This is a genomic window from Streptomyces sp. NPDC015345, from assembly GCF_043078805.1.
In the GTDB taxonomy this organism is placed as follows: Bacteria; Actinomycetota; Actinomycetes; order Streptomycetales; family Streptomycetaceae; genus Streptomyces.
Genome location: NZ_JBIBTX010000001.1, coordinates 721,628 through 742,069, shown reverse-complemented (window position 1 = coordinate 742,069; position 20,442 = coordinate 721,628). Strand labels below are relative to the sequence as shown.

17 protein-coding genes, 1 tRNA gene and 2 pseudogenes are annotated in these 20,442 nt (G+C 71.1%); 13 read left to right on the top strand and 7 right to left on the bottom strand.

What is annotated here, in order from left to right:
• Positions 1-505 precede the first annotated feature (505 nt).
• Both ACF062_RS03385 and aceE read right to left on the bottom strand, forming a co-directional pair.
• Positions 506-1,222: pseudogene (locus ACF062_RS03385) on the bottom strand (potassium channel family protein); the annotation flags it as partial.
• 69 nt (positions 1,223-1,291) lie between these two features.
• The gene (aceE, locus tag ACF062_RS03380) at positions 1,292-4,024 is read right to left on the bottom strand and encodes a pyruvate dehydrogenase (acetyl-transferring), homodimeric type (RefSeq protein WP_392135046.1); all 2,733 of its coding nucleotides are present in this window, start codon (positions 4,022-4,024) and stop codon (positions 1,292-1,294) included.
• Positions 4,025-4,391: 367 nt separating this feature from the next.
• Here aceE and ACF062_RS03375 point away from each other — a divergent pair, with 367 nt between their 5' ends.
• From ACF062_RS03375 to ACF062_RS03350, 6 genes are all read left to right on the top strand, one after another.
• Positions 4,392-4,823, top strand: a complete 432-nt coding sequence (locus ACF062_RS03375) for a DUF3052 domain-containing protein (protein WP_205033912.1) — start codon at positions 4,392-4,394, stop codon at positions 4,821-4,823.
• Between the two features lie 196 nt (positions 4,824-5,019).
• A complete protein-coding gene (locus tag ACF062_RS03370; RefSeq protein ID WP_356577294.1) occupies positions 5,020-5,487 on the top strand; it encodes a peroxiredoxin in 468 nt (155 codons plus the stop codon).
• A 198-nt stretch (positions 5,488-5,685) separates the two neighbouring features.
• The gene (locus ACF062_RS03365) at positions 5,686-6,261 is read left to right on the top strand and encodes a TerD family protein (protein ID WP_392135042.1); all 576 of its coding nucleotides are present in this window, start codon (positions 5,686-5,688) and stop codon (positions 6,259-6,261) included.
• Positions 6,262-6,387: 126 nt separating this feature from the next.
• Positions 6,388-6,963, top strand: a complete 576-nt coding sequence (locus ACF062_RS03360) for a TerD family protein (protein ID WP_223774402.1) — start codon at positions 6,388-6,390, stop codon at positions 6,961-6,963.
• Between the two features lie 64 nt (positions 6,964-7,027).
• The gene (locus ACF062_RS03355) at positions 7,028-8,173 is read left to right on the top strand and encodes a DUF475 domain-containing protein (protein WP_392135039.1); all 1,146 of its coding nucleotides are present in this window, start codon (positions 7,028-7,030) and stop codon (positions 8,171-8,173) included.
• A 192-nt stretch (positions 8,174-8,365) separates the two neighbouring features.
• A complete protein-coding gene (locus ACF062_RS03350; protein WP_392136496.1) occupies positions 8,366-9,106 on the top strand; it encodes a Tellurium resistance in 741 nt (246 codons plus the stop codon).
• A gap of 55 nt (positions 9,107-9,161) precedes the next feature.
• Here ACF062_RS03350 and ACF062_RS03345 read toward each other — a convergent pair whose 3' ends face one another.
• On the bottom strand, positions 9,162-10,091 hold the full coding sequence (locus ACF062_RS03345) for a TerD family protein (RefSeq protein ID WP_392135036.1): 930 nt from the start codon (positions 10,089-10,091) through the stop codon (positions 9,162-9,164).
• Between the two features lie 259 nt (positions 10,092-10,350).
• Here ACF062_RS03345 and ACF062_RS03340 point away from each other — a divergent pair, with 259 nt between their 5' ends.
• Genes ACF062_RS03340 through ACF062_RS03325 form a run of 4 tightly spaced genes read left to right on the top strand, consistent with a single transcriptional unit; the run spans position 10,351 to position 15,130 of the window.
• A complete protein-coding gene (locus ACF062_RS03340; RefSeq protein WP_223774398.1) occupies positions 10,351-11,526 on the top strand; it encodes an HpcH/HpaI aldolase/citrate lyase family protein in 1,176 nt (391 codons plus the stop codon).
• 14 nt (positions 11,527-11,540) lie between these two features.
• A complete protein-coding gene (locus ACF062_RS03335; protein ID WP_392135033.1) occupies positions 11,541-14,063 on the top strand; it encodes a phosphoribosyltransferase in 2,523 nt (840 codons plus the stop codon).
• Entirely contained in the window at positions 14,060-14,881 is an 822-nt protein-coding gene (locus ACF062_RS03330) for an HAD family hydrolase (RefSeq protein ID WP_392135030.1), read from the top strand. Before ACF062_RS03335 ends, ACF062_RS03330 begins: the two co-directional genes overlap by 4 nt.
• 9 nt (positions 14,882-14,890) lie before the next feature.
• Complete coding sequence (locus ACF062_RS03325) at positions 14,891-15,130, top strand: zinc ribbon domain-containing protein (protein WP_392135027.1); 240 nt, start codon at positions 14,891-14,893, stop codon at positions 15,128-15,130.
• A 46-nt stretch (positions 15,131-15,176) separates the two neighbouring features.
• On the opposite strand, the pseudogene ACF062_RS03320 reads toward ACF062_RS03325, so the two are convergent.
• The 3 genes and pseudogenes from ACF062_RS03320 to ACF062_RS03310 all read right to left on the bottom strand — a co-directional run bounded on the left by ACF062_RS03320 (position 15,177) and on the right by ACF062_RS03310 (position 18,684).
• Positions 15,177-16,137 (bottom strand): annotated as a pseudogene (locus ACF062_RS03320) (sugar kinase).
• Positions 16,134-16,814, bottom strand: a complete 681-nt coding sequence (locus ACF062_RS03315) for a bifunctional 4-hydroxy-2-oxoglutarate aldolase/2-dehydro-3-deoxy-phosphogluconate aldolase (protein WP_392135024.1) — start codon at positions 16,812-16,814, stop codon at positions 16,134-16,136. Before ACF062_RS03315 ends, ACF062_RS03320 begins: the two are co-directional and overlap by 4 nt.
• Before the next feature lie 406 nt (positions 16,815-17,220).
• Positions 17,221-18,684, bottom strand: coding sequence for a hypothetical protein (locus ACF062_RS03310; protein ID WP_392135022.1), 1,464 nt, complete (start codon positions 18,682-18,684; stop codon positions 17,221-17,223).
• A 187-nt stretch (positions 18,685-18,871) separates the two neighbouring features.
• Here ACF062_RS03310 and ACF062_RS03305 point away from each other — a divergent pair.
• Together ACF062_RS03305 and ACF062_RS03300 are read left to right on the top strand one after the other, a co-directional pair.
• Positions 18,872-18,943, top strand: a tRNA-Val gene (locus ACF062_RS03305).
• 161 nt (positions 18,944-19,104) lie between these two features.
• Positions 19,105-19,494, top strand: a complete 390-nt coding sequence (locus ACF062_RS03300; RefSeq protein ID WP_392135019.1) for a VOC family protein — start codon at positions 19,105-19,107, stop codon at positions 19,492-19,494.
• Between the two features lie 186 nt (positions 19,495-19,680).
• Here ACF062_RS03300 and ACF062_RS03295 read toward each other — a convergent pair whose 3' ends face one another.
• Positions 19,681-20,040 (bottom strand): hypothetical protein, encoded by a 360-nt coding sequence (locus tag ACF062_RS03295; RefSeq protein WP_392135016.1) that lies wholly within the window; start codon positions 20,038-20,040, stop codon positions 19,681-19,683.
• A 173-nt stretch (positions 20,041-20,213) separates the two neighbouring features.
• On the opposite strand from ACF062_RS03295, the gene ACF062_RS03290 reads away from it, so the two are divergent.
• A complete protein-coding gene (locus ACF062_RS03290) occupies positions 20,214-20,435 on the top strand; it encodes a DUF2277 domain-containing protein (RefSeq protein ID WP_127908514.1) in 222 nt (73 codons plus the stop codon).
• The last annotated feature ends 7 nt before the right edge of the window (positions 20,436-20,442 follow it).

The following is a 20,442-nucleotide window of genomic DNA, read 5'->3' as shown; positions in this document are numbered from 1 at the left end:
CCGCCTCCGGTGCCGACTCCGCCTCCGGAGCCACGTCCGCCTCCGGTGCCGAATCCGTTCCCGGTGCCGAGCCCGCTCCCGGCCCCGAGTCTGCTTCCGGCGCCGAGCCCGAGTCCGCAACCGAGTGCGGCCCCGGTGCGGAGTCCACCTCCAGTGCCGACTCCGCGCCCGGCACCGAGTCCGCTCCCCGCACCGCACCCGCCCCCGGAGCCTTGAGCGCCTTCGGTCCCACCTCCGGTGCCGGGCCCGTCTCCAGTGCCGACTCCGCGCCCGGCACCGAGTCCGCTCCCCGCACCGCACCCGCCTCCGGCACCACACCCGCCTCCGGCACCGAATCCGCTCCCCGCACCGCCCCCGCCCCCGGAGCCACGTCCGCCTCCGGTGCCGAGCCTGCTGCCGGCGCCGAGCCCGCTCCCGGCGCCACGTCCGTCTCCGGCACCGGGCCCGCTTCCGGTGCCGCACCCGCCCCCAGCACCGAGTCCACGCCCCGCACCGCCCCCGCCCCCGAAAGCCCCGCCACCTGCTCCCGCAGTGCCTTCACCTCCGCCGTCAGCGCCTCGATCGCGGCCGTCTGGCGTCGCTCCTCCGCGTCGTCCTTGTCGAATCGGGCGATGAACCACGCCGCGATGTTCGCGGTGACCACACCGAGGAGTGCGATGCCCGACAGCATCAATCCGACCGCGAGCACCCTGCCGAGTCCCGTCGTCGGAGCGTGATCGCCGTAGCCGACCGTCGTCATGGTGGTGAAGGACCACCACACCGCGTCACCCAGCGTCTTGATGTTCCCGTCCGGTGACTCCCGCTCCACGGAGAGCACCGCCAGGGAACCGAACATCAACAGGCCCACCACCGAGCCCACGACATACGTCGTCAGCCTTATCTGCGACGCCATGCGGGCCCGCCGGCCGACGAGCATCAGCGTGGAGACGAGCCGCAGCAACCGCAGCGGTTGAATCATCGGAAGGAGAACGGCACATAGGTCGAGCCAGTGCGTGCGGATGAAAAGCCGCCGCTGATCGGTGAGGAGGAGACGTACGACGTAGTCGACGGCGAACGAGCCCCAGACGACCCACTCCACGATCGTGCAGGTCCGCGTGACGGTCCGACTCGCGTCGGGCATCACGATCGGCACGGCGTAGGCGAGGGCGAACGCCACCGCGAGCGCGAGGAGAGGGCGCTGGGTGCGCTGCTCCCAACGAGTCTGTGCCGGTTGTTCCTTCATGGGCGCATCGTAGGAAACGCCGGAGGGCGACGGGACCCGTGCCCCGCCGCCCTCCGGATGGGACGTGCGCTACGCGTCGCCCCCGGCCGGGCCGGGATCGGCGGCCGCGACGTCGAGGAGCTGGTAGCGGTCGATCGCCTGCTTCAGGACGGAGCGGTCGACCTTGCCCTCGCGGGCCAGCTCGGTCAGCACGCCGACCACGATCGACTGGGCGTCGATGTGGAAGAAGCGGCGGGCCGCGCCACGCGTGTCGGCGAAGCCGAAGCCGTCCGCGCCGAGCGACTGGTAGGTGCCGGGCACCCAGCGGGAGATCTGGTCCGGGACGCTCCGCATCCAGTCGGAGACGGCCACGAACGGGCCCTCGGCGCCGGACAGCTTCCGCGTCACGTACGGGACGCGCTGCTCCTCCTCGGGGTGCAGGAGGTTGTGACGCTCCACGTCCACGGCCTCGCGGCGCAGCTCGTTCCACGAGGTGGCCGACCAGATGTCCGCCTTGACGTTCCACTCCGAGGCGAGGATCTGCTGGGCCTCGACCGCCCACGGCACGGCGACACCCGACGCGATGATCTGGGCGGGGATGGCGCCCTGCTCGCCGGACTTGAAGCGGTAGATGCCCTTGAGGATGCCTTCGACATCCACGTTCTCCGGCTCGGCCGGGTGCTGGATGGGCTCGTTGTAGACGGTGAGGTAGTAGAAGACGTCCTCGCTGTCAGGGCCGTACATCCGGCGCAGACCGTCCCTGACGATGTGCGCGATCTCGTAACCGAAGGCCGGGTCGTAGGCGACGCAGGCCGGGTTGGTCGAGGCGAGCAGCTGCGAGTGGCCGTCGGCGTGCTGGAGGCCCTCACCGGTCAGCGTCGTGCGGCCGGCGGTGGCGCCGAGGACGAAACCGCGCGCCAGCTGGTCGGCCATCTGCCAGAACTGGTCGCCGGTGCGCTGGAAACCGAACATCGAGTAGAAGACGTAGACCGGGATCAGCGGCTCGCCGTGGGTGGCGTAGGCCGAGCCGGCGGCGATCAGGGAGGCGGTGCAGCCCGCCTCCGAGATGCCGTCGTGCAGCATCTGGCCCGTCGGCGACTCCTTGTAGGCAAGGAGCAGCTCACGGTCCACGGCCTCGTACTGCTGGCCGAGCGGGTTGTAGATCTTCGCACTCGGGAAGAACGCGTCCATGCCGAAGGTGCGGTACTCGTCGGGAGCGATCAGCACGAAGCGCTTGCCAATCTCCTTGTCCCGCATGAGGTCCTTGAGGATGCGGACGAACGCCATGGTGGTGGCGATCGACTGCTGACCCGAGCCCTTCTTCGCGGCCGCGTACGCCTTGTCCTCGGGAAGCTGAAGGGGCTTGGCGCGCACGACGCGGGTCGGGACGTAACCGCCGAGGCCCTTGCGGCGGTCGTGCATGTACTGGATCTCTTCGGAGTCCCGCCCGGGGTGGTAGTACGGCGGGGCGCCGTCCTCCAGCTGCTTGTCCGTGATCGGGATGTGCAGGCGGTCGCGGAAGCCCTTGAGGTCGTCGACCGTCAGCTTCTTCATCTGGTGCGTGGCGTTGCGGCCCTCGAAGTTCGGGCCGAGGGTCCAGCCCTTGACCGTCTGGGCGAGGATCACCGTCGGCTGGCCCTTGTGGGCCTTGGCCGCCGCGTACGCCGCGTAGACCTTCTTGTGGTCGTGACCGCCGCGGCCGAGGTGCAGGATCTGCTCGTCGGTCATGTTCTCGACCATGGCGCGCAGCCGGTGGTCGTCGCCGAAGAAGTGCTCGCGGATGTAGGCGCCGGTCTCGGTCGCGTACGTCTGGAACTGGCCGTCGGGCGTGGTGTTCAGCTTGTTGACCAGGATGCCGTCCCGGTCCTGGGCGAGCAGCGGGTCCCAGCTGCGGTCCCAGACCAGCTTGATGACGTTCCAGCCGGCGCCGCGGAACTGCGACTCCAGCTCCTGGATGATCTTGCCGTTGCCGCGCACCGGGCCGTCGAGGCGCTGGAGGTTGCAGTTGACGACGAAGGTGAGGTTGTCCAGGCCCTCACGGGCGGCGATGGAGAGCTGGCCGAGCGACTCGGGCTCGTCCATCTCGCCGTCACCGAGGTACGCCCAGACGTGCGACTTGGAGGTGTCGGCGATGCCGCGCGCCTCCATGTAGCGGTTCATCCGCGCCTGATAGATCGCGCCGAGCGGGCCGAGACCCATGGAGACCGTCGGGAACTCCCAGAAGTCCGGCATCAGCCGGGGGTGGGGGTAGGAGGACAGGCCGTTGGGCGCCTTGGACTTCTCCTGGCGGAACGCGTCGAGCTGCTGCTCGGTGAGCCGGTCCAGGAGGAAGGCGCGGGCGTAGATACCGGGGGACGCGTGCCCCTGGAAGAAGATCTGGTCGCCGCCGTCGCCCTCGTCCTTGCCGCGGAAGAAGTGGTTGAAGCCCACGTCGTAGAGGGAGGCGGAGGAAGCGAAGGTGGCGATGTGGCCGCCGACGCCGATGCCGGGGCGCTGGGCGCGCGAGACCATCACCGCGGCGTTCCAGCGGGTCGCGTTCAGGACCTTGCGTTCGATTTCCTCGTTGCCGGGGAAGAACGGCTCGTCCTTGGTGGCGATCGTGTTGACGTAATCCGTGCTGCGCATTTCGGGAACGGCCACGCGCTTCTCGCGTGCGCGCTCGATCAACCGGAGCATCAGGTAGCGGGCCCGCTCACGGCCGCGTTCGTCGACCGCGGCATCGAGGGAGTCCAGCCACTCCTGGGTCTCTTCGGGATCGAAGTCCGGGACCTGACTCGGCAGGCCGCCAATGATGATCGGGTTGCGATCGGATCCGGAAGCCACGCTGTTCCTTCGCTGTTGGGGCTCTCGCCTGGGTTCTGCCTGGCCGTGCACCGCTCCCCATCGTGTACCCGACTGACGCGGACGTCATCTCTACCGAGAGGTAACCGAGACGTTCACCTGGCGGTCTCTGGGGTAGGCTCGACCAAATCGCAACGATACGCCCATCCTGCCTAGCTGCTTCGCAGAGCCGTTCGGTCCGTACGGATGAGGCGGCAGTTGCGGCGACACGGCCGGGAACGTCACCGTTTCGGCGGTCTCGGCGGCCGGGTACTTGCGCGATCCGCCCCGCCCGTGTGGACTACGGCCAATGCCCCGCGCACGCGCGTGGCTGAAGGCATTCCCGAAAAACATGATCAGGAGGCAATCCGTGAGCGCGACCGCGGACCACGCGGAGACGAACCTTGCCGTAAGGCTTGGTTTCCAGCCCGACCAGGTGGTCCAGGAGATCGGCTACGACGACGACGTCGACCAGGAGCTCCGCGAGGCCATCGAGGAGGCCACTGGCACAGAGCTCGTCGACGAGGACTACGACGACGTGGCTGATGCCGTGGTGCTCTGGTTCCGTGAGGACGACGGGGACCTGACTGATGCGCTGGTGGATGCCATCGCGTACATGGAGGAGGGCGGCCAGATTCTGCTGCTGACTCCGAAGACCGGTCGTGACGGCTACGTCGAGCCGAGCGACATCGGTGAGGCGGCCACCACCGCGGGCCTGTCCCAGACCAAGAGCATCAACGCCGGCAAGGACTGGAGCGGCACCCGCCTGGTCACGCCCAAGGCGGCCGCGAAGAAGCGCTAGCCACGCGCGCCGAGCCGCGAACCCAGCAGAGACAGCCGTGAGGCCCCCGCCGACACCATCCGTCGGCGGGGGCCTCACGCGTGTACGGACTCGCCCGCGTCCGGGCCGGCGCCCCAAAGGGCGTAGATCGACGGAAGTAGGGTGGGTGTCACCCGAACGGCCCCACCGAGGGGCCCCGTCGAAGGGATGCGTAGTCATGGCGCTCGCTGGAATCGCGACCGGCACCAAGGCCCCGGAGTTCGAGCTCAAGGACAACCACGGCCGGACCGTGAAGCTCTCCGACTTCCGCGGCGAGAAGAACGTGGTGCTGCTCTTCTACCCGTTCGCGTTCACCGGCGTGTGCACCGGCGAGCTGTGCGCGCTCCGCGACGAGCTGCCGAAGTTCGTCAACGACGACACCCAGCTGCTCGCCGTCTCCAACGACTCCATCCACACGCTGCGCGTCTTCGCCGAGCAGGAGGGTCTTGAGTACCCGCTGGTCTCCGACTTCTGGCCGCACGGCGAGGTCTCGCGCGCGTACGGCGTCTTCGACGAGGAGAAGGGCTGCGCGGTGCGCGGCACCTTCATCATCGACAAGGAGGGCGTCGTGCGCTGGAGCGTCGTCAACGGCCTGCCCGACGCGCGTGACCTGAACGAGTACGTCAAGGCGCTCGAAACGCTCTGATCCGGCCGACGACCTCAGCCCGATCCGGCCGGCGACCCCCGCTTCGGCGAACCCTTGGTTCTCTCAGGGGCGACACCCTGTGATTCTTCAGGTGCAGAGCCTGTGGCGGCCGGGAACCGGTCACTAGGATCCACTCGTTGATCCGATGCAACGCAACGCTTGGGGCTCCCCGCCCCTGGACACCAATTGGGAGGACTCGTGGGAGTCAGCCTCAGCAAGGGCGGCAACGTATCGCTGAGCAAGGAGGCGCCTGGCCTGACCGCTGTACTGGTCGGCCTCGGCTGGGACGTCCGCACCACCACAGGTACGGACTTCGACCTCGACGCCAGCGCGATCCTGACGAACGCGGAGGGCAAGGTCAGCGGTGACCAGAACTTCGTGTTCTTCAACAACCTGAAGAGCCCTGACGGCTCCGTCGAGCACACCGGTGACAACACCACCGGTGAGGGCGAGGGCGACGACGAGGTGATCAAGGTCAACCTGGCCTCGGTGCCCGCGGACGTCGAGAAGATCGTCTTCCCTGTCTCCATCTACGACGCCGAGACGCGTCAGCAGTCGTTCGGCCAGGTCCGCAACGCGTTCATCCGCGTCGTGAACCAGGCGGGCGGCGCGGAGATCGCGCGGTACGACCTCTCCGAGGATGCCTCGACGGAGACCGCCATGGTCTTCGGCGAGCTGTACCGCCACGGCGCCGAGTGGAAGTTCCGCGCGGTCGGTCAGGGTTACGCCTCGGGCCTGCGCGGTATCGCGCAGGACTTCGGCGTCAACGTCTGAGCCGAGCGGCCCTCCGCTTCTTCGTCCGGCGTCGCACACGCATGAGGTGCGGCGCCGGACGTGCTCATCACCGCGTGTCCCCGTCGGCTCGGGGGCACTCCCGTCACCTCGGGGAGGACCACGAACATGGGCGTCACACTCGCCAAGGGAGGCAACGTCTCCCTCTCCAAGGCCGCACCGAACCTCACCCAGATCCTTGTCGGCCTCGGCTGGGACGCGCGCTCCACCACCGGCGCCCCCTTCGACCTCGACGCCAGCGCGCTGCTGTGCGACGCGGGCAGGGTCCTCGGTGACGAGTGGTTCGTCTTCTACAACAACCTGAAGAGCCCTGACGGCTCCGTCGAGCACACCGGCGACAACCTCACCGGCGAGGGCGACGGCGATGACGAATCGCTCCTGGTCGACCTCTCCAAGGTCCCGGCCAACTGCGACAAGATCATCTTCCCGGTCTCGATTCATGACGCGGACAATCGCGGGCAGGCGTTCGGTCAGGTCAGCAACGCGTTCATCCGCGTGGTGAACCAGGCGGACGGGCAGGAGCTCGCGCGCTATGACCTGAGCGAGGACGCCTCGACGGAGACCGCGATGATCTTCGGCGAGGTGTACCGGTACGGAGGCGAGTGGAAGTTCCGTGCGGTCGGGCAGGGGTACGCGTCGGGTCTGCGAGGCATCGCTCTAGACTTCGGGGTCAACGTTTCGTAAAGCAGGGGACCGGCGCGGGGGAGACCGCTAAACGGGAGCCCGTACACACACGATTGGGTAACCAGTGATTCTGAAAACCTTCGGCTGGTCGTTCGCGGTGACCGCGCTCGGCCTGGTCGCCGCGGTGTTCTACGGGGGGTGGGCAGGGTTCGGCGTCGTCGCCATCCTGTCCGTCCTCGAGATCTCGCTGTCCTTCGACAACGCGGTGGTCAACGCCGGAATCCTGAAGAAGATGAGTGCCTTCTGGCAGAAAATCTTCCTCACCATCGGTGTCCTGATCGCGGTCTTCGGCATGCGGCTGGTCTTCCCCGTCGTCATCGTGGCCATCAGTGCCAAGACCGGCCCGATCGAGGCGGTGCGCCTCGCGCTCAACGACAAGGACCGATACCAGCAGCTGGTCACCGACGCCCACCCGTCGATCGCCGCCTTCGGTGGCATGTTCCTGTTGATGATCTTCCTCGACTTCATTTTCGAGGACCGTGACATCAAGTGGCTGGGCTGGATCGAGCGTCCGCTCGCCAAGCTGGGCAAGGTCGACATGCTGTCGGTCTGCATCGCGCTCGTCGTGCTCCTGATCGCCGCCATGACCGTCGCCACCCAGGCCCACCAGCACGGCGGCGTCCATGTGGACAAGGCACAGACAGTCCTGATCTCCGGTGTCGCGGGTCTCATCACCTACCTCGTGGTGGGCGGCCTCTCCGGCTACTTCGAGAACAAGCTGGAGGAAGAGGAGGAGCGCGAGCACGAGGCCGAGCAGGAGGCCAAGAAGAGCGGCAAGAAGGCACCCGCCGTCCTGATGGCGGGTAAGGCCGCGTTCTTCATGTTCCTCTACCTGGAGGTCCTTGACGCGTCGTTCTCCTTCGACGGCGTCATCGGCGCCTTCGCCGTCACCAACGACATCGTCCTGATGGCGCTCGGCCTCGGTATCGGCGCCATGTACGTCCGGTCGCTCACCGTCTACCTGGTCCGCCAGGGCACCCTCGACGACTACGTCTACCTGGAGCACGGCGCGCACTACGCGATCGGCGCCCTCGCGGTGATCCTCCTCGTCACCATCCAGTACGAGATCCACGAGCTCATCACCGGTTCTGTCGGCGTCATCCTGATCGCCTGGTCCTTCGTGTCGTCCGTGCTGCGCAACAAGCGGCTCGCGGCAGCCGAGGGACAGGGCAGTCCGGGTGAGAAGGCCGAGGTCTCGTCCGGCATCTGACGCCGACTGTTCGTTGACCTATTCCCTTGCCGCGCTGTCCGATTCCGTACTCCGGAGTGTGACGGCGGCCAGGGTGAGGAACGCTCTGAGCGGGGCGGCCATCGAGGAGGAGTCCTCATGGCCGCCCCGCCGGTCTTTCCGGGCCGGCACCACCGGCAGTCGTATGCGGCACAAGGACACATTGGGGGCGGCATGTCCTTCTGGGACGGTCTGTGGCGAGGGCGTTCGATGGACTTCGATTCGGGCGGCGCCGCGACCAACTCCATCGAACTGACCAAACGGAACCCCACGGTCTCGCTCAGCAAACAGGGCGCGGCCACCGGCAACCTCCGCGTCAACCTGTCCTGGCAGATGCGGACGTCCGACTTCATGGGCAAGCAGCGCAGGTCCGGAGGGCTGCTGCGGCACCCGCTCAAGATGTTCCAGCCCGACGTGGTGCAGGCGCACACCCAGGGCGTGGTCAACGTCGACCTCGACATCGGCTGCCTGTACGAGCTGATGGACGGCACCAAGGGCGTCGTACAACCGCTGGGAAGCTTCTTCGGGAGCCTCAACGCGCCGCCGTACGTGAAGCTGAGCGGCGACGACCGCTTCGGCTCGCCCTCCGGGGAGACGATCTACGTCAACCTCGACCACCGCGAGAACATCAAGCGGCTGCTGGTCTTCGCGTACATCTACGACCAGACGCCGGCCTTCGACCGCACGCACGCCAAGGTCACGCTCTACCCCAGCAACGGGCCGCGGATCGAGATCGACCTGGACGAGCGCCAGCCGCAGGCCCGCTCGTGCGCGGTCGTCTCCATCGAGAACGTCAAGGGCGAGCTGGTCGTCCGCCGCGAGGTGAAGTTCGTCTACGGCTTCCAGGCCGAGCTCGACCGGCTCTACGGCTGGGGGCTGCAGTGGGGCAGGGGCTACAAGACCAAGGTGGGGTGACCCCGCGCCCCGCGCCGCCGTGCCGGGCGAGGCCTGCGCCGCGCCCGGTGGAGGCTCAGCGCGGCAGGAACTGCGGTCCCTGCGGAGGCAGCCGGAAGTTCGGGTCCGGCACCGGGGTCACCACCGGCTGCGGATAACCGTACGAAGGCTGTGCGGGGTGCGGCATCGGCGGGGGACCGCCGATCGGCGTGGGCTGCGTGGGCGCCGCAGGCGGGTAGCCGTACGAGGGCTGGGGCGCCGGGTGCCGGGGCGGCTCGGGCGGATAGCCGTACGAGGGCTGGGCCGCGGGCTGTGGCTGCGGCTGGACCACGGACGGCTGCGGCAGCGGCTGCGCGACCGACGGCTGGGCCGGGCCCATGGACGGCTGGGGCTGCGGCGCGGGCTGCTGCGGCGGCAGCGGGAAATCGGCTCCGGGCGCGGCCGTGGAGGGCTCGGCGGAGTCCGTGTCGTCCACGGAGATCCCGAAGTCGGAGGCGAGCCCTTCGAGGCCGTTGGTGTACCCCTCGCCGAGGGCGCGGAACTTCCAGCCCTCGCCGCGCCGGTACAGTTCCCCGCAGATCAGCGCCGTCTCCTCGCCGGTCTGCGGAGTGATGTCGAAGTAGGCGAGCGGCTCACCTTCGGCGACCGCGGCGTCGTACAGCAGGATCCGCAGCGCCCGTACGTGTTCAAAGGCGACGCCATCCGCCGACGCGACCAGGAGCACCCGGCTGACCGCGCCCTCCATGCCGGCCAGATCTGTCTGGATCGTGTCGGTCAGGCCCTCGGCGACGCGCTTCTTGCCGAGCCGCCAGACCTTGCCGCCGGGGTGGCGCGGCTGGTTGTAGAAGACGAAGTCCTCGTCGGAACGGACCCGGCCGTCACCGCCGAGCAGCAGCGCCGACGCGTCGACGTCGGGGACGCCCTGTCCGGGGGTCCAGCGCAGCACGGCGCGGACCGCCGGGGCTTCGAGAGGGACGTTGGACCCCTTCAACATCGCGTGCGTCATGCGGTCATCCTGCCTTCCCCCGCACGGGCGGGACAACGCGGGGGGCACAAGGTCCCGGCCGCGTCGGCAGGCGCCTGACCTGCGGGTGCTGCGAGCGTGCGACGGTTGTGTGGTGAGCGTGTGCGACATGTCCGGGTTACCTGGAATTCATGCCCGGAGGGAACCCCCGACACCCGTCCCTACGTACTATTACCGGCCACATCACCACGGTTCATGGCCGACGGAACAGGCGATAACAGCGACAACAGGGGAATCACTCATGCGTCATTTCGGGCACATCGCCCCAGAGGTGCGACAGCGCCTCTTCCATCGGGAGCCGTGTGCCTTCACCGCGGACTCCCCGCCCCACCTGCTCGCCTCCGCCCTCGGCGCCACGCTCTACAGCCCCGCCACCCGCCCCCGCCTGGCCGACGACATCCTGAAGCAGGGCGGCCGCGGCGTCACCTCCATGGTGGTCTGCCTGGAGGATTCCATCGACGACGCCGAGGTGGCCGACGCCGAGGAGAACCTCGTCCGGCAATTCGCCGACCTGGCGGAAAGAGGCGTGGAACCCCCGCTGCTCTTCGTCCGGGTCCGCGCCGCCGAGCAGATTCCGGACCTCACCCGCAGGCTCGGCCCGAGCCTTCGGCTGCTGTCCGGATTCGTACTGCCCAAGTTCACCGAGGAACGAGGGGTTCCGTTCCTGGAGGCCCTCACGGTCGCGGAGACGGGGGCCGACGCCCTCGGCGGGCGGCGGCTCTTCGCCATGCCCGTCCTGGAGTCGCCCGAGCTGCTGCACCTGGAGAGCCGCGCCGAGACCCTCGCCGGGATCGCCCGCACCGTCGACAAGTACCGCGACCGGGTCCTCGCGCTGCGCCTCGGCGTCACCGACTTCTGTTCGGCCTACGGCCTGCGCAGGCCGCCGGACATGACCGCGTACGACGTACAGATCGTGGCCTCCGTCATCGCCGACGTGGTGAACGTCCTCGGCAGGGCCGACGGCACCGGATTCACCGTGACCGGGCCCGTGTGGGAGTACTTCCGCGTGCAGGAGAGGATGTTCAAGCCGCAGCTGCGCCGCAGCCCCTTCCTGGAGGGGCGGGCGGAGGAACTGCGGCAGGCCCTCATCGAGCACGACATGGACGGCCTGCTCCGCGAGATCGAGCTGGACCGGGCCAACGGCCTGCTCGGCAAGACCTGCATCCACCCCTCGCACGTGCTGCCCGTACACGCCCTGTCGGTCGTCAGCCACGAGGAGTTCAGCGACGCCGAGGACATCCTGCGTCCGGAGCGGGGCGGCGGCGGGGTGCTGCGCTCGTCGTACACGAACAAGATGAACGAAGTGAAGCCGCACCGCGCCTGGGCCGAGCGGACCCTGCGGCGCGCCGAGGTCTTCGGCGTCGCCAAGGAGGACGTCGGCTTCGTGGAACTGCTCACCGCCGGGTTGCCCGGCTGATGAACGCGAGGAACATGACGTACGTGCCACAAGACGCGGTGTGGTCCGGGAGCTGGGTCGCCGAGCGGCTCGGGGTCGGGCTCGACGGCGACGAGACGCTGCCCGGCCTGCTCGGGCTGGCGCTGCGCCGCAACCCCAAGCGGGCCCACCTCCTGGTGTCGAACGTCCTCGGCAAGCACGTGCCCCAGCACCCCTCGGTCGTCCACGGGGCCGGGCACGGCCTCGGCGTCCGGGTGCGGGAGCTGCTCGGCGACGACGAGGCCCGCCGCGCCGTCGTCCTCGGTTACGCGGAGACCGCGACCGGCCTCGGCCACTCTGTCGCCGACGGCCTCGGCCTCGCGCCCTACCTGCACTCCACCCGGCGCCCCGTCGAGGGCGTCGAGCGCGCCGGCGGCTTCGAGGAGTCCCACTCCCACGCCACCTCGCACCTGCTGCTGCCCGAGGACCCGCGGCTCCTCGCGGGGGACGGGCCCCTGGTCCTCGTCGACGACGAGTTCTCCACCGGCAACACCGTCCTGAACACCATCCGGGCCCTGCACGAGCGCTTCCCGCGCGAGCGGTACGTGATAGTCGCGCTGGTCGACATGCGCTCGCCCGACGACCAGGGCCGCCTGGCCGCCTTCGCCCGCGAGATCGGTGCCCGCGTCGACCTGGTCGCGCTGGCGTCCGGGACGGTGCGGCTGCCCGACGGTGTCCTGGAGAGGGGGCAGGCGCTGGTCGCCGAGCACGACACGGCCCCCGCCGAGCCGCCCCGCCGGGAGCGCGGCGCGGTCACCCGCGTCGAACTCGGCTGGCCCGCCGGGCTGCCCGACGGCGGGCGGCACGGCTTCACGCCCGCGCACCGCGCCCGGCTCCGGGACGCGCTGCCCGGCATGGCCGAGCGGATCGCGAAGGCCCTGCCAGAGGGCGCGCGCCGCGGCCGCGTGCTCGTCCTCGGCTTCGAGGAGCTGATGTACGCGCCGCTGGCGCTCGGCGTGGAGCTGGAGCGGCGGATGGGCGGCGCCGACGTGCGGTTCTCCACCACGACCCGCTCACCCGTGCTCGCCGTGGACGACCCCGGCTACGCCATCCGCACCCGCCTCGTCTTCCCCGCGCACGACGAGCCCGCCGACGGGGCGGGGCCCCGGTTCGCGTACAACATCGCGGGCGGTGGCTTCGACGCGGTCGTCGCGGTCGTGGACTCGGTCGCGGACACGCCCCGACTGCACGCGCCCGACGGCCTGTTGGCGCAGCTCTCCGCGCACGCCGGGCACGTGCTGCTGGCCGTCGTCCCCTCGTACGTTCCCCCGCGCGTTCCTTCCGGCGCTCCGGCGCGGGCCGTGAACGCCCCCGAAAGGTCCCCCATGCTGCCCGAGCCCCTCCGCGGCCCCGCCTTCTCCTCGTACGCGCCCGAAGACGTCGGCTGGCTGCTCCAGGACCTCTCCGCCGTGACGCTCGAAGCGCCCACGGAGGAGCGCGAGGAGGCGATACAGAGCGGTGGCGCGCACTACGCCGAGTCGCTGCCGGTCGAGTACCAGCCGAGCGAGCGCTACCAGGCGCTGTTCCACGCCGCGCTCGACACCTCCGCCGACCGCATCGCCCAGGCCGTCGGCACGGTCACCGAGATCGTCCTCGCCGAGAGGTCACCGCGTCCGGTCGTCCTGGTCTCGCTGGCCCGCGCCGGCACCCCCGTCGGCGTCCTGATGCGTCGCTGGGCCGCGCACCGGCACGGCCTCGACCTGCCGCACTACGCCGTGTCGATCGTGCGCGGCCGCGGCATCGACGCCAACGCGCTGCGCTGGCTGGCCGCCCACCACGACCCCGCCGACGTCGTCTTCGTCGACGGCTGGACGGGCAAGGGCGCGATCACCCGAGAACTGGCCGAGGCGATACGGGAGTTCGAGGCCGGTGGCGGCGCTGTGGGCTTCAGCTCCGAGATCGCCGTGCTCGCCGACCCCGGCTCGTGCGTGCGCACCTACGGCACCCGCGAGGACTTCCTCATCCCCTCCGCCTGCCTCAACTCCACGGTGTCCGGGCTGATCTCCCGCACCGTCCTGCGCGCCGACCTCGTCGGCCCGGACGATTTCCACGGCGCGAAGTTCTACCGCGAGCTGGCCGACGCCGACGTCTCCGGTGACTTCGTCGACGCCGTCGTGGGCCGCTTCGACGACGTCACCGACGCCGTGGAGGCCCAGGTCAAGGAGGCCCTCTCCGCCGACAGGACGCCGACCTGGGAGGGCTGGACGGCCGTCGAGCGGATCAGCGAGGAGTACGGCATCCACGACGTGAACCTCGTCAAGCCGGGCGTCGGCGAGACGACCCGCGTACTGCTGCGCCGCGTCCCCTGGAAGATCCTGGCCCGCGCGGGCGCGGGAGCGGACCTCGACCACATACGCCTGCTCGCCGAACAGCGGGGCGTACCCGTCGAGGAGGTCGGCGAACTCCCCTACAGCTGCGTCGGACTGATCCACCCCAAATACACGCGGGGCGCGACGGGGGCGGACGGCAAGGCCGTCGCCGCGGGCGGCGCCGACGACCGGGCGGAGGCCTCCCAGTGACCAAACTCGTCGCCAGCGATCTCGACCGCACGCTCATCTACTCCGCCGCCGCCCTCGGCCTGACCATGCCGGACGCCGAGGCGCCGCGCCTGCTCTGCGTCGAGGTGTACCAGGGCCTGCCGCTGTCGTACGTCACCGAGACCGCCGCCGGGCTCCTCGACGAGCTGGCCCGCGCCACGGTCTTCGTACCGACCACGACACGCACGCGCGAGCAGTACGGGCGGATCCATCTGCCGGGCCCGCCGCCACGGTTCGCGATCTGTGCCAACGGCGGGCACGTGCTCGTCGACGGTGTCTCCGACACCGACTGGCAGGCCCGGGTGGTGCGTCGCCTCGCCGACGAGTCGGCCTCCCTCGACGAGGTACGCGCACACCTGCTGCGCACCGCCGACCCGGCCTGGCTGCTCAAGGAACGCGTCGCCGAGGACCTCTTCGCGTATCTGGTCGTGGAGCGCGCGCTGCTGCCCGACGGCTGGGTCAAGGAGCTCGCCGCGTGGGCCGAGGAACGCGGCTGGACGGTCTCGCTCCAGGGCCGCAAGATCTACGCGGTGCCGAAGCCGCTCACCAAGAGCGCGGCGCTGCGGGAGGTCGCGCGGCGGGTGGACGCGGAGGAGATCCTCACCGCCGGTGACTCGCTGCTCGACACCGACCTGCTGCTCGCGGCGGACCGCGCCTGGCGTCCCGGCCACGGCGAACTGGCCGACACGGGCTTCGTGGCCCCCGGCCTCACGGTGCTGCCGCAGCGCGGGATCGCGGCGGGGGAGGAGATCCTGCGGGCGTTCCTCGGCACGTCCCGCGCGGCGGGGGAGCCCCGCTAGCCTGGGCCCATGCCTCGATACGAATACCGCTGCCGGTCCTGCGGCGACACGTTTGAACTGAGCCGTCCCATGGCGGAGTCCGCCGATCCCGCGGTGTGCCCGGAGGGACATGAGGACACGGTGAAGTTGTTGTCCACGGTGGCCGTGGGCGGCTCGGCGTCCAGTTCCGCCGCTGCTTCTGGTCCCGCTTCCGCGTCTCGTGGGGGCGCGGGTGGCGGGGGCTGCTGTGGCGGGGGTTGTTGCGGCTGAGACCGGGGCTTCGGGTTGCCCTCTGGCGGGGCGGCCCTGGTGGGGCTCAGCGCACGACCGTGCCGTGGGGTGCCCCCAGCAGGCGCAGTTCCGACCGCGTGGGGGCGCCCTCCCAGTCGCCCCGGGACGCCACCGCGAACGCGCCCGTGGTGACCGCCCGGTCCAGGCGTGCCGTCACGTCCGCGCCGTCCAGCAGCGCCGACAGGTACCCGGCGACGAACGCGTCGCCCGCGCCCACCGCGTCCACCGCCCGCACCTCCCGCGCGGGACGGTGGACCTCGCCCTGCGCGGTGTGGGCCCGCGCGCCGGCCGCGCCCAGTTTGACCACGACCTCGCGGACCCCGAGGTCCAAGAGGCGCCGCGGCGCCGACGCGTCGGCGGGCGTGCCCTGCGGCAGGCAGAGCGGCAGTTCGTCGTCGGAGGCGATGAGGACGTCGACGTACGGAAGCCATGTGCGCAGTTCGGCGGACGCCTCGGCCCGGCTCCACAGCCGGGAGCGGTGGTTGACGTCCAGGCAGACCTCGGTGCCGTGGTCGCGGGCGAGGCGCAGGGCGTGCCGGCAGGCGCGGGCCGCCGAGGGGCCGAGCGCCGGGGTGATGCCGGTCAGATGCAGGACCCGCGGGGGCGGGGCGAAGGCCGGCTCCACCGCCTCAGGGGTGAGCCGTGACCCCGCCGAGTCCGCACGGTAGTAGTGCACCCGCGTCACCTCCGGCAGCCGCGGTTCGAAGAGGACCCAGGCCCGTCGGCGCCTGCGCGTCCCGCGTGGCCGCGCCGAGGTCGACGCCCTCCGCGCGCAGCGTGCGCAGGACCAGCTCGCCCGCCTCGTCGTCGCCGACCGCGCCCGCCCAGCGGACGGTGTGGCCGAGCCGTGCCAGGCCGATCGCCACGTTGCTCTCGGCGCCCGCCACGGAGACCTCCAGCGAGCCGCCCAGCTTGAGGGGGCCGCCGCCGCGCAGGGCCACCATCGTCTCGCCGAGGGTGAGGACCTCGCAGGGCGCCGTGCTCATCGGCGTACCGCCCCGGTGACCTCCAGGAACCGCGCGGCCCGCGTCCGCAGCGCGGCCAGGTCGCCGCCGTCGGCCGCGTCCCCGGTCAGCGGCGAGCCGACGCCGACGGCGACCGCGCCGTGCGCCAGGTACGTCTCGGCGGCCGCCGCGTCCACGCCGCCGACCGGCACGAACGGTGTACGGGGGAAGGGGCCGCGCAGTGCCTTGAGATAGGCGGGGCCGCCGACCGCGGAGGCGGGGAAGATCTTCAGCGCGGTCACGCCCACGGCCTCGGCCGCGATCACGTCCGTGGGCGTGAGGACGCCGCCGAGCACGGGGAGGCCGAGCCGCAGGGCCTCGTCCACGCCCGCGCCGAGGCCGGGCGTCACGATGAGATCGGCGCCCGCGTCGGCGGCCCTCCGGGCGTCCTCGGCGGTGAGCACCGTGCCTGCGCCCAGCCAGGCGTCCGGGCCGAGCGCGGCGCGCGCCCGGCGCAGTACGTCCAGCGCGTCGGCGCCGCTGAGGGAGACCTCGACGAGGGGGATGCCGGATTCGACGAGCGTCATGACCGTACGGAAGGAGGCGTCCGGGTCGCTGCCGCGCACGATGGCGAGGAGCCGTTCCGTCCGCAGGGCGGCGGTGAGATCCGGCGGGGTGGGAGAGGGGGCGGGGGAGGGGCCTGGCGATGGGGCGGGCATTTCCCCAGGCTTGCACAGGGGGTTCGGTGGGGCGGACGGGGGTGGACGGGGATGGGTGGTGGGGGTCTTCGGCGGGGCGGGCGTCGGCCTTTGGCGTCGACCGGCTCCGTCCCCGGGGTTGACCGGCTCTGCCCTGGCGTTGGCCGGTCTCAGGCCCCTGGCGTTGGCCGGTCTGAGGCTCTGGCGTCGGCCGGTCTCAGGCCCCTGGCGTTGGCCGGTCTGAGGCTCTGGCGTCGGCCGGTCTCAGGCCCCTGGCGTTGGCCGGTCTGAGGCTCTGGCGTTGGCCGGTCTCAGGCCCCTGGCGTTGGCCGGTCTGAGGCTCTGGCGTTGGCCGGTCTGAGGCCCCCGGCGTTGGCCGGTCTCACGCTCCGGCCTCGGCCGGTCTCAGGCCCGGTGTTGGTCGGCCTCAGGCCCCCTGTCCCCGCTCCTCCCGGATCTGCGCGACGACGCGTGCCACCGTGGAGCGGACCGCCTCCGTCTCGGTCAGGAAGTGCCAGTAGTCGGGGTGGCGGCCCTCCAGGGAGGCCACCGCGCGGTCCAGGCGAGCCACCGAGTCGTCCAGCGGGCGGGCGTGGCGCGGCTCGGGGGTCTGGCGGCCCGCCATCGCGAGGCGCTGAGCGTCCCGGATCGCGAAGCGCGTGCGGTCGATCTCCCGCTGGGGGTCCTTCGCCACGGCGTTGAGCCGCTGGAGGCGGTCGCCGGCGGCCGAGACCGCCTCGTCCGTGGAGTTCAGCAGCGCGCGGACCGTCGAGAGCAGCGCGGTGGCGTCCGGCCAACGCTGCTCCTCGCGGGCCCGCTGGGCCTCCTTGAGCCTGGCCTCCGCCTGGCGCACGGTCTCCCCGGCCTGGTCGGGCACCCGCTGGAGGTCCTGCCAGCAGGCGAGCGTGAACCGGCGGCGCAGCTCGCTGAGGACCGGTTCGACCTGGCCGCTGCGGGTGGTCAGGGCCTCGGCGCGGGTGCGCAGCGACACGAGCCGCCGGTCGATCTCGGCGGCGCGCTCGGGCAGCCGCTCGGCCTCGGCGCGCACGGCCTCGGCGTCGCGCAGCACGCGGTCGGCGCGCTGGAGCGTCTCCGGTACGCCGTGCCGGCCCGCGCCTTGGTTGAGCTTGGTCAGCTCCGGGCCGAGGGCGGCGAGGCGGGCGGCGAGATCGTCGGCCTTCAGACCCGCCGCCCGTACCGCGTCGAGGGCGTTGGTGGCGGCGAGCAGGGTCTGGCGGGCGCGCTCGACCGCCGGGGCGAGCCGGGCGAGCTGGGTCTCCGCCTTGTCCAGCAGCGGTCCGAGGCCCTGCTGGAAGCGCTCAAGCTCGCCCTTGGTCCTGGCCAGCTCGTCCTTGGCCCGCGTCAGCTCGGTCTGGGCGCGGGCCGCGACCGCCGAGTCGAGGTCGTCCCGGTCCAGGTCGTGGGCGTCCACCGCGCTGATGTACTGGTGACTGACCTCGTCGATGCGGCGCCCTATCGCCTCGAAGTCGGAGACGGCGCGCCGAGCCGCGGGCGTGGCGTCGACGGCGGTGATCGTCTCGATGGAGATGCGCAGGTCGCGCTGGGCGGTGTCCAGTTCGTAGAAGGCGGCGGCAGCGGCGTCTTTCGCGGCCTGCGCCTCGGCGCGCAGGCTCTCGCCCCGGCCCCCGAACCACCGGCGCGTGCCGCCGCCCGCGAACGCGGCGGGCGCGGTGGCGGCGAGCAGCGGGAGAGGCAGGAGGGTGAGGGTGACGAGGGCGAGGACGTCACGCAGGGCTCCGCCGCGACGGCGAGGACCCGCGCTCCCGCGGGGCCTGCCGGCCCGGGCCCGCGGCGGTTCCGCGGATGCTGACGCCGTGGTGTCGGCCCCCGCTCCGCCCGGTGTGTACGGCTGCCAAGGTGTCGCCGTCACTATCCCTCTCCCGTGCTGTCATCCGCCCTGCCCGGTGTCACATTCTCCCACCGGTTAATGACGAACACACGGGTCGGTTAGTTCGCCGTACGCACAGTGACTTTGCGCCCTGGCCGTGGGCGCCGGTCGGGCACGGCAGGGGTTTGCGAGGCACCGCCCGCGGCAAGGTAGGCTGTCCACTCGTCCCGGGCGCGTAGCTCAGGGGTAGAGCGCCTCCCTTACAAGGAGGATGTCGGCGGTTCGAAACCGTCCGCGCCCACCGGGTCCGAACCACGACGGAGCCCCGTACCTTGATCGGTACGGGGCTCCGCTGTGTCCGTCTCAGCAGGACTCCTCGAACTTCACCGCGTCCAGCGTCACCGGCTGCCCGTCGAGCTTGGCGCCCTGTCGTGCCGTGCCGCGCCTTGGGATACTCACGGCATGGCGGACTCACGTACGCAGATCAACGCCCTCATCATCGACGCCGCCGATCCTGAGCGGCTGGCCGCGTTCTGGGCCGAAGTGCTCGGCAGGCCGGTCGTGGGCCGCACCGGGCCCTATGTCTGGCTGCGGCGCGAGAACGGTCTGGGGATCGGGTTCCAGCGGGCCGGTGAACCGGCTCCCGGCAAGAACCGCATGCACTTCGACGTCTCCTGTGCCGACCCGGCCGCCGAGCAGAAGCGGATCGAGGCGCTCGGCGGGCGAAGGCTGGAGGGGTATGAGGACGGGGGCTTCCTGGTGATGGCCGATCCGGAGGGCAATGAGTTCTGCGTCCTTCCCGACGGGCCCCTGGACCTCGATGACGAGGGGCGCACGGACTATCTCCGCTAGCCGCAGCGGGGCCCGCTCAGCGGCCTGAGTACGTCTTGGCCGGCCAGAGCAGGGGTTGGTCGAAGCCGCGGCCGACGAGGGCCAGGATCGCGACGACGATCAGTGCGTTCATGGCCGCACCTCCGTGGCTCGCGAGGGCGGCTACGGGGCTGGTGGGGGCGAGTCAACGCCCGCCCCCACCCGCTGTCAACGGCTTGCGGGGCCGGAGTCCTCGGAGGGCTCGTGGGCGTGCTTGAGCTGGGCCCTCGCGGCGACCACGTCCGGGCCTGAGAGCTGTTCCCAGTACCGGTGGCAGGTCACGAAGACCGCCAACTCCCGTTCCCGCGCGCGGAGTTTCTCGACCTCGGCCTGTTCGTCCGGGGTCCAGCCCGGGGAGGCGGGGCGCTCCACGCTGCGCCAGCCGCCGGTGTCGCTGAAGCCGTCGAGGGGCTCGACGGACCAGGGGAGGCGCTTGAGCAGGGCCAGCAGTTCGGAGCGGACCTGGTGCAGTTCCTCCTGGGCGGCGAGGAGGTCGCTCGGGAAGTCGGGGGAAGCGGAAGGAGGCACGAGCGTAATGGTACTCCTGTTCGAATTACGGGGGCGAGCGACACGTGAGGATGGAGGCGGGGGGCTGCTTCACTTGGCCTCAGGGCCTCAGGGCCTCAGGGCGTCCCTCGGACCCGTGACATCCGCCGCCCGTGCCCCGCCCCGCGCCGGTCCCGTGGTGGCAAGCTGGAGGCATGTGCCGAAGCATCAAGACGCTCCGTCCGCCCGCCATCCCCGACGACGCCACCGAGGAGGAGATCCGGGCCGCCGCGCTTCAGTACGTGCGCAAGGTGTCCGGTTTCCGCGCCCCGGCAGCCCACAACCGCGAGGTCTTCGACCGGGCCGTCGACGCCGTGGCCGAGGCGACCGCGGAGTTGCTCGCCGGACTGGAAGTGCGCGGGGCACGCGCGTCGTGACGCCGCC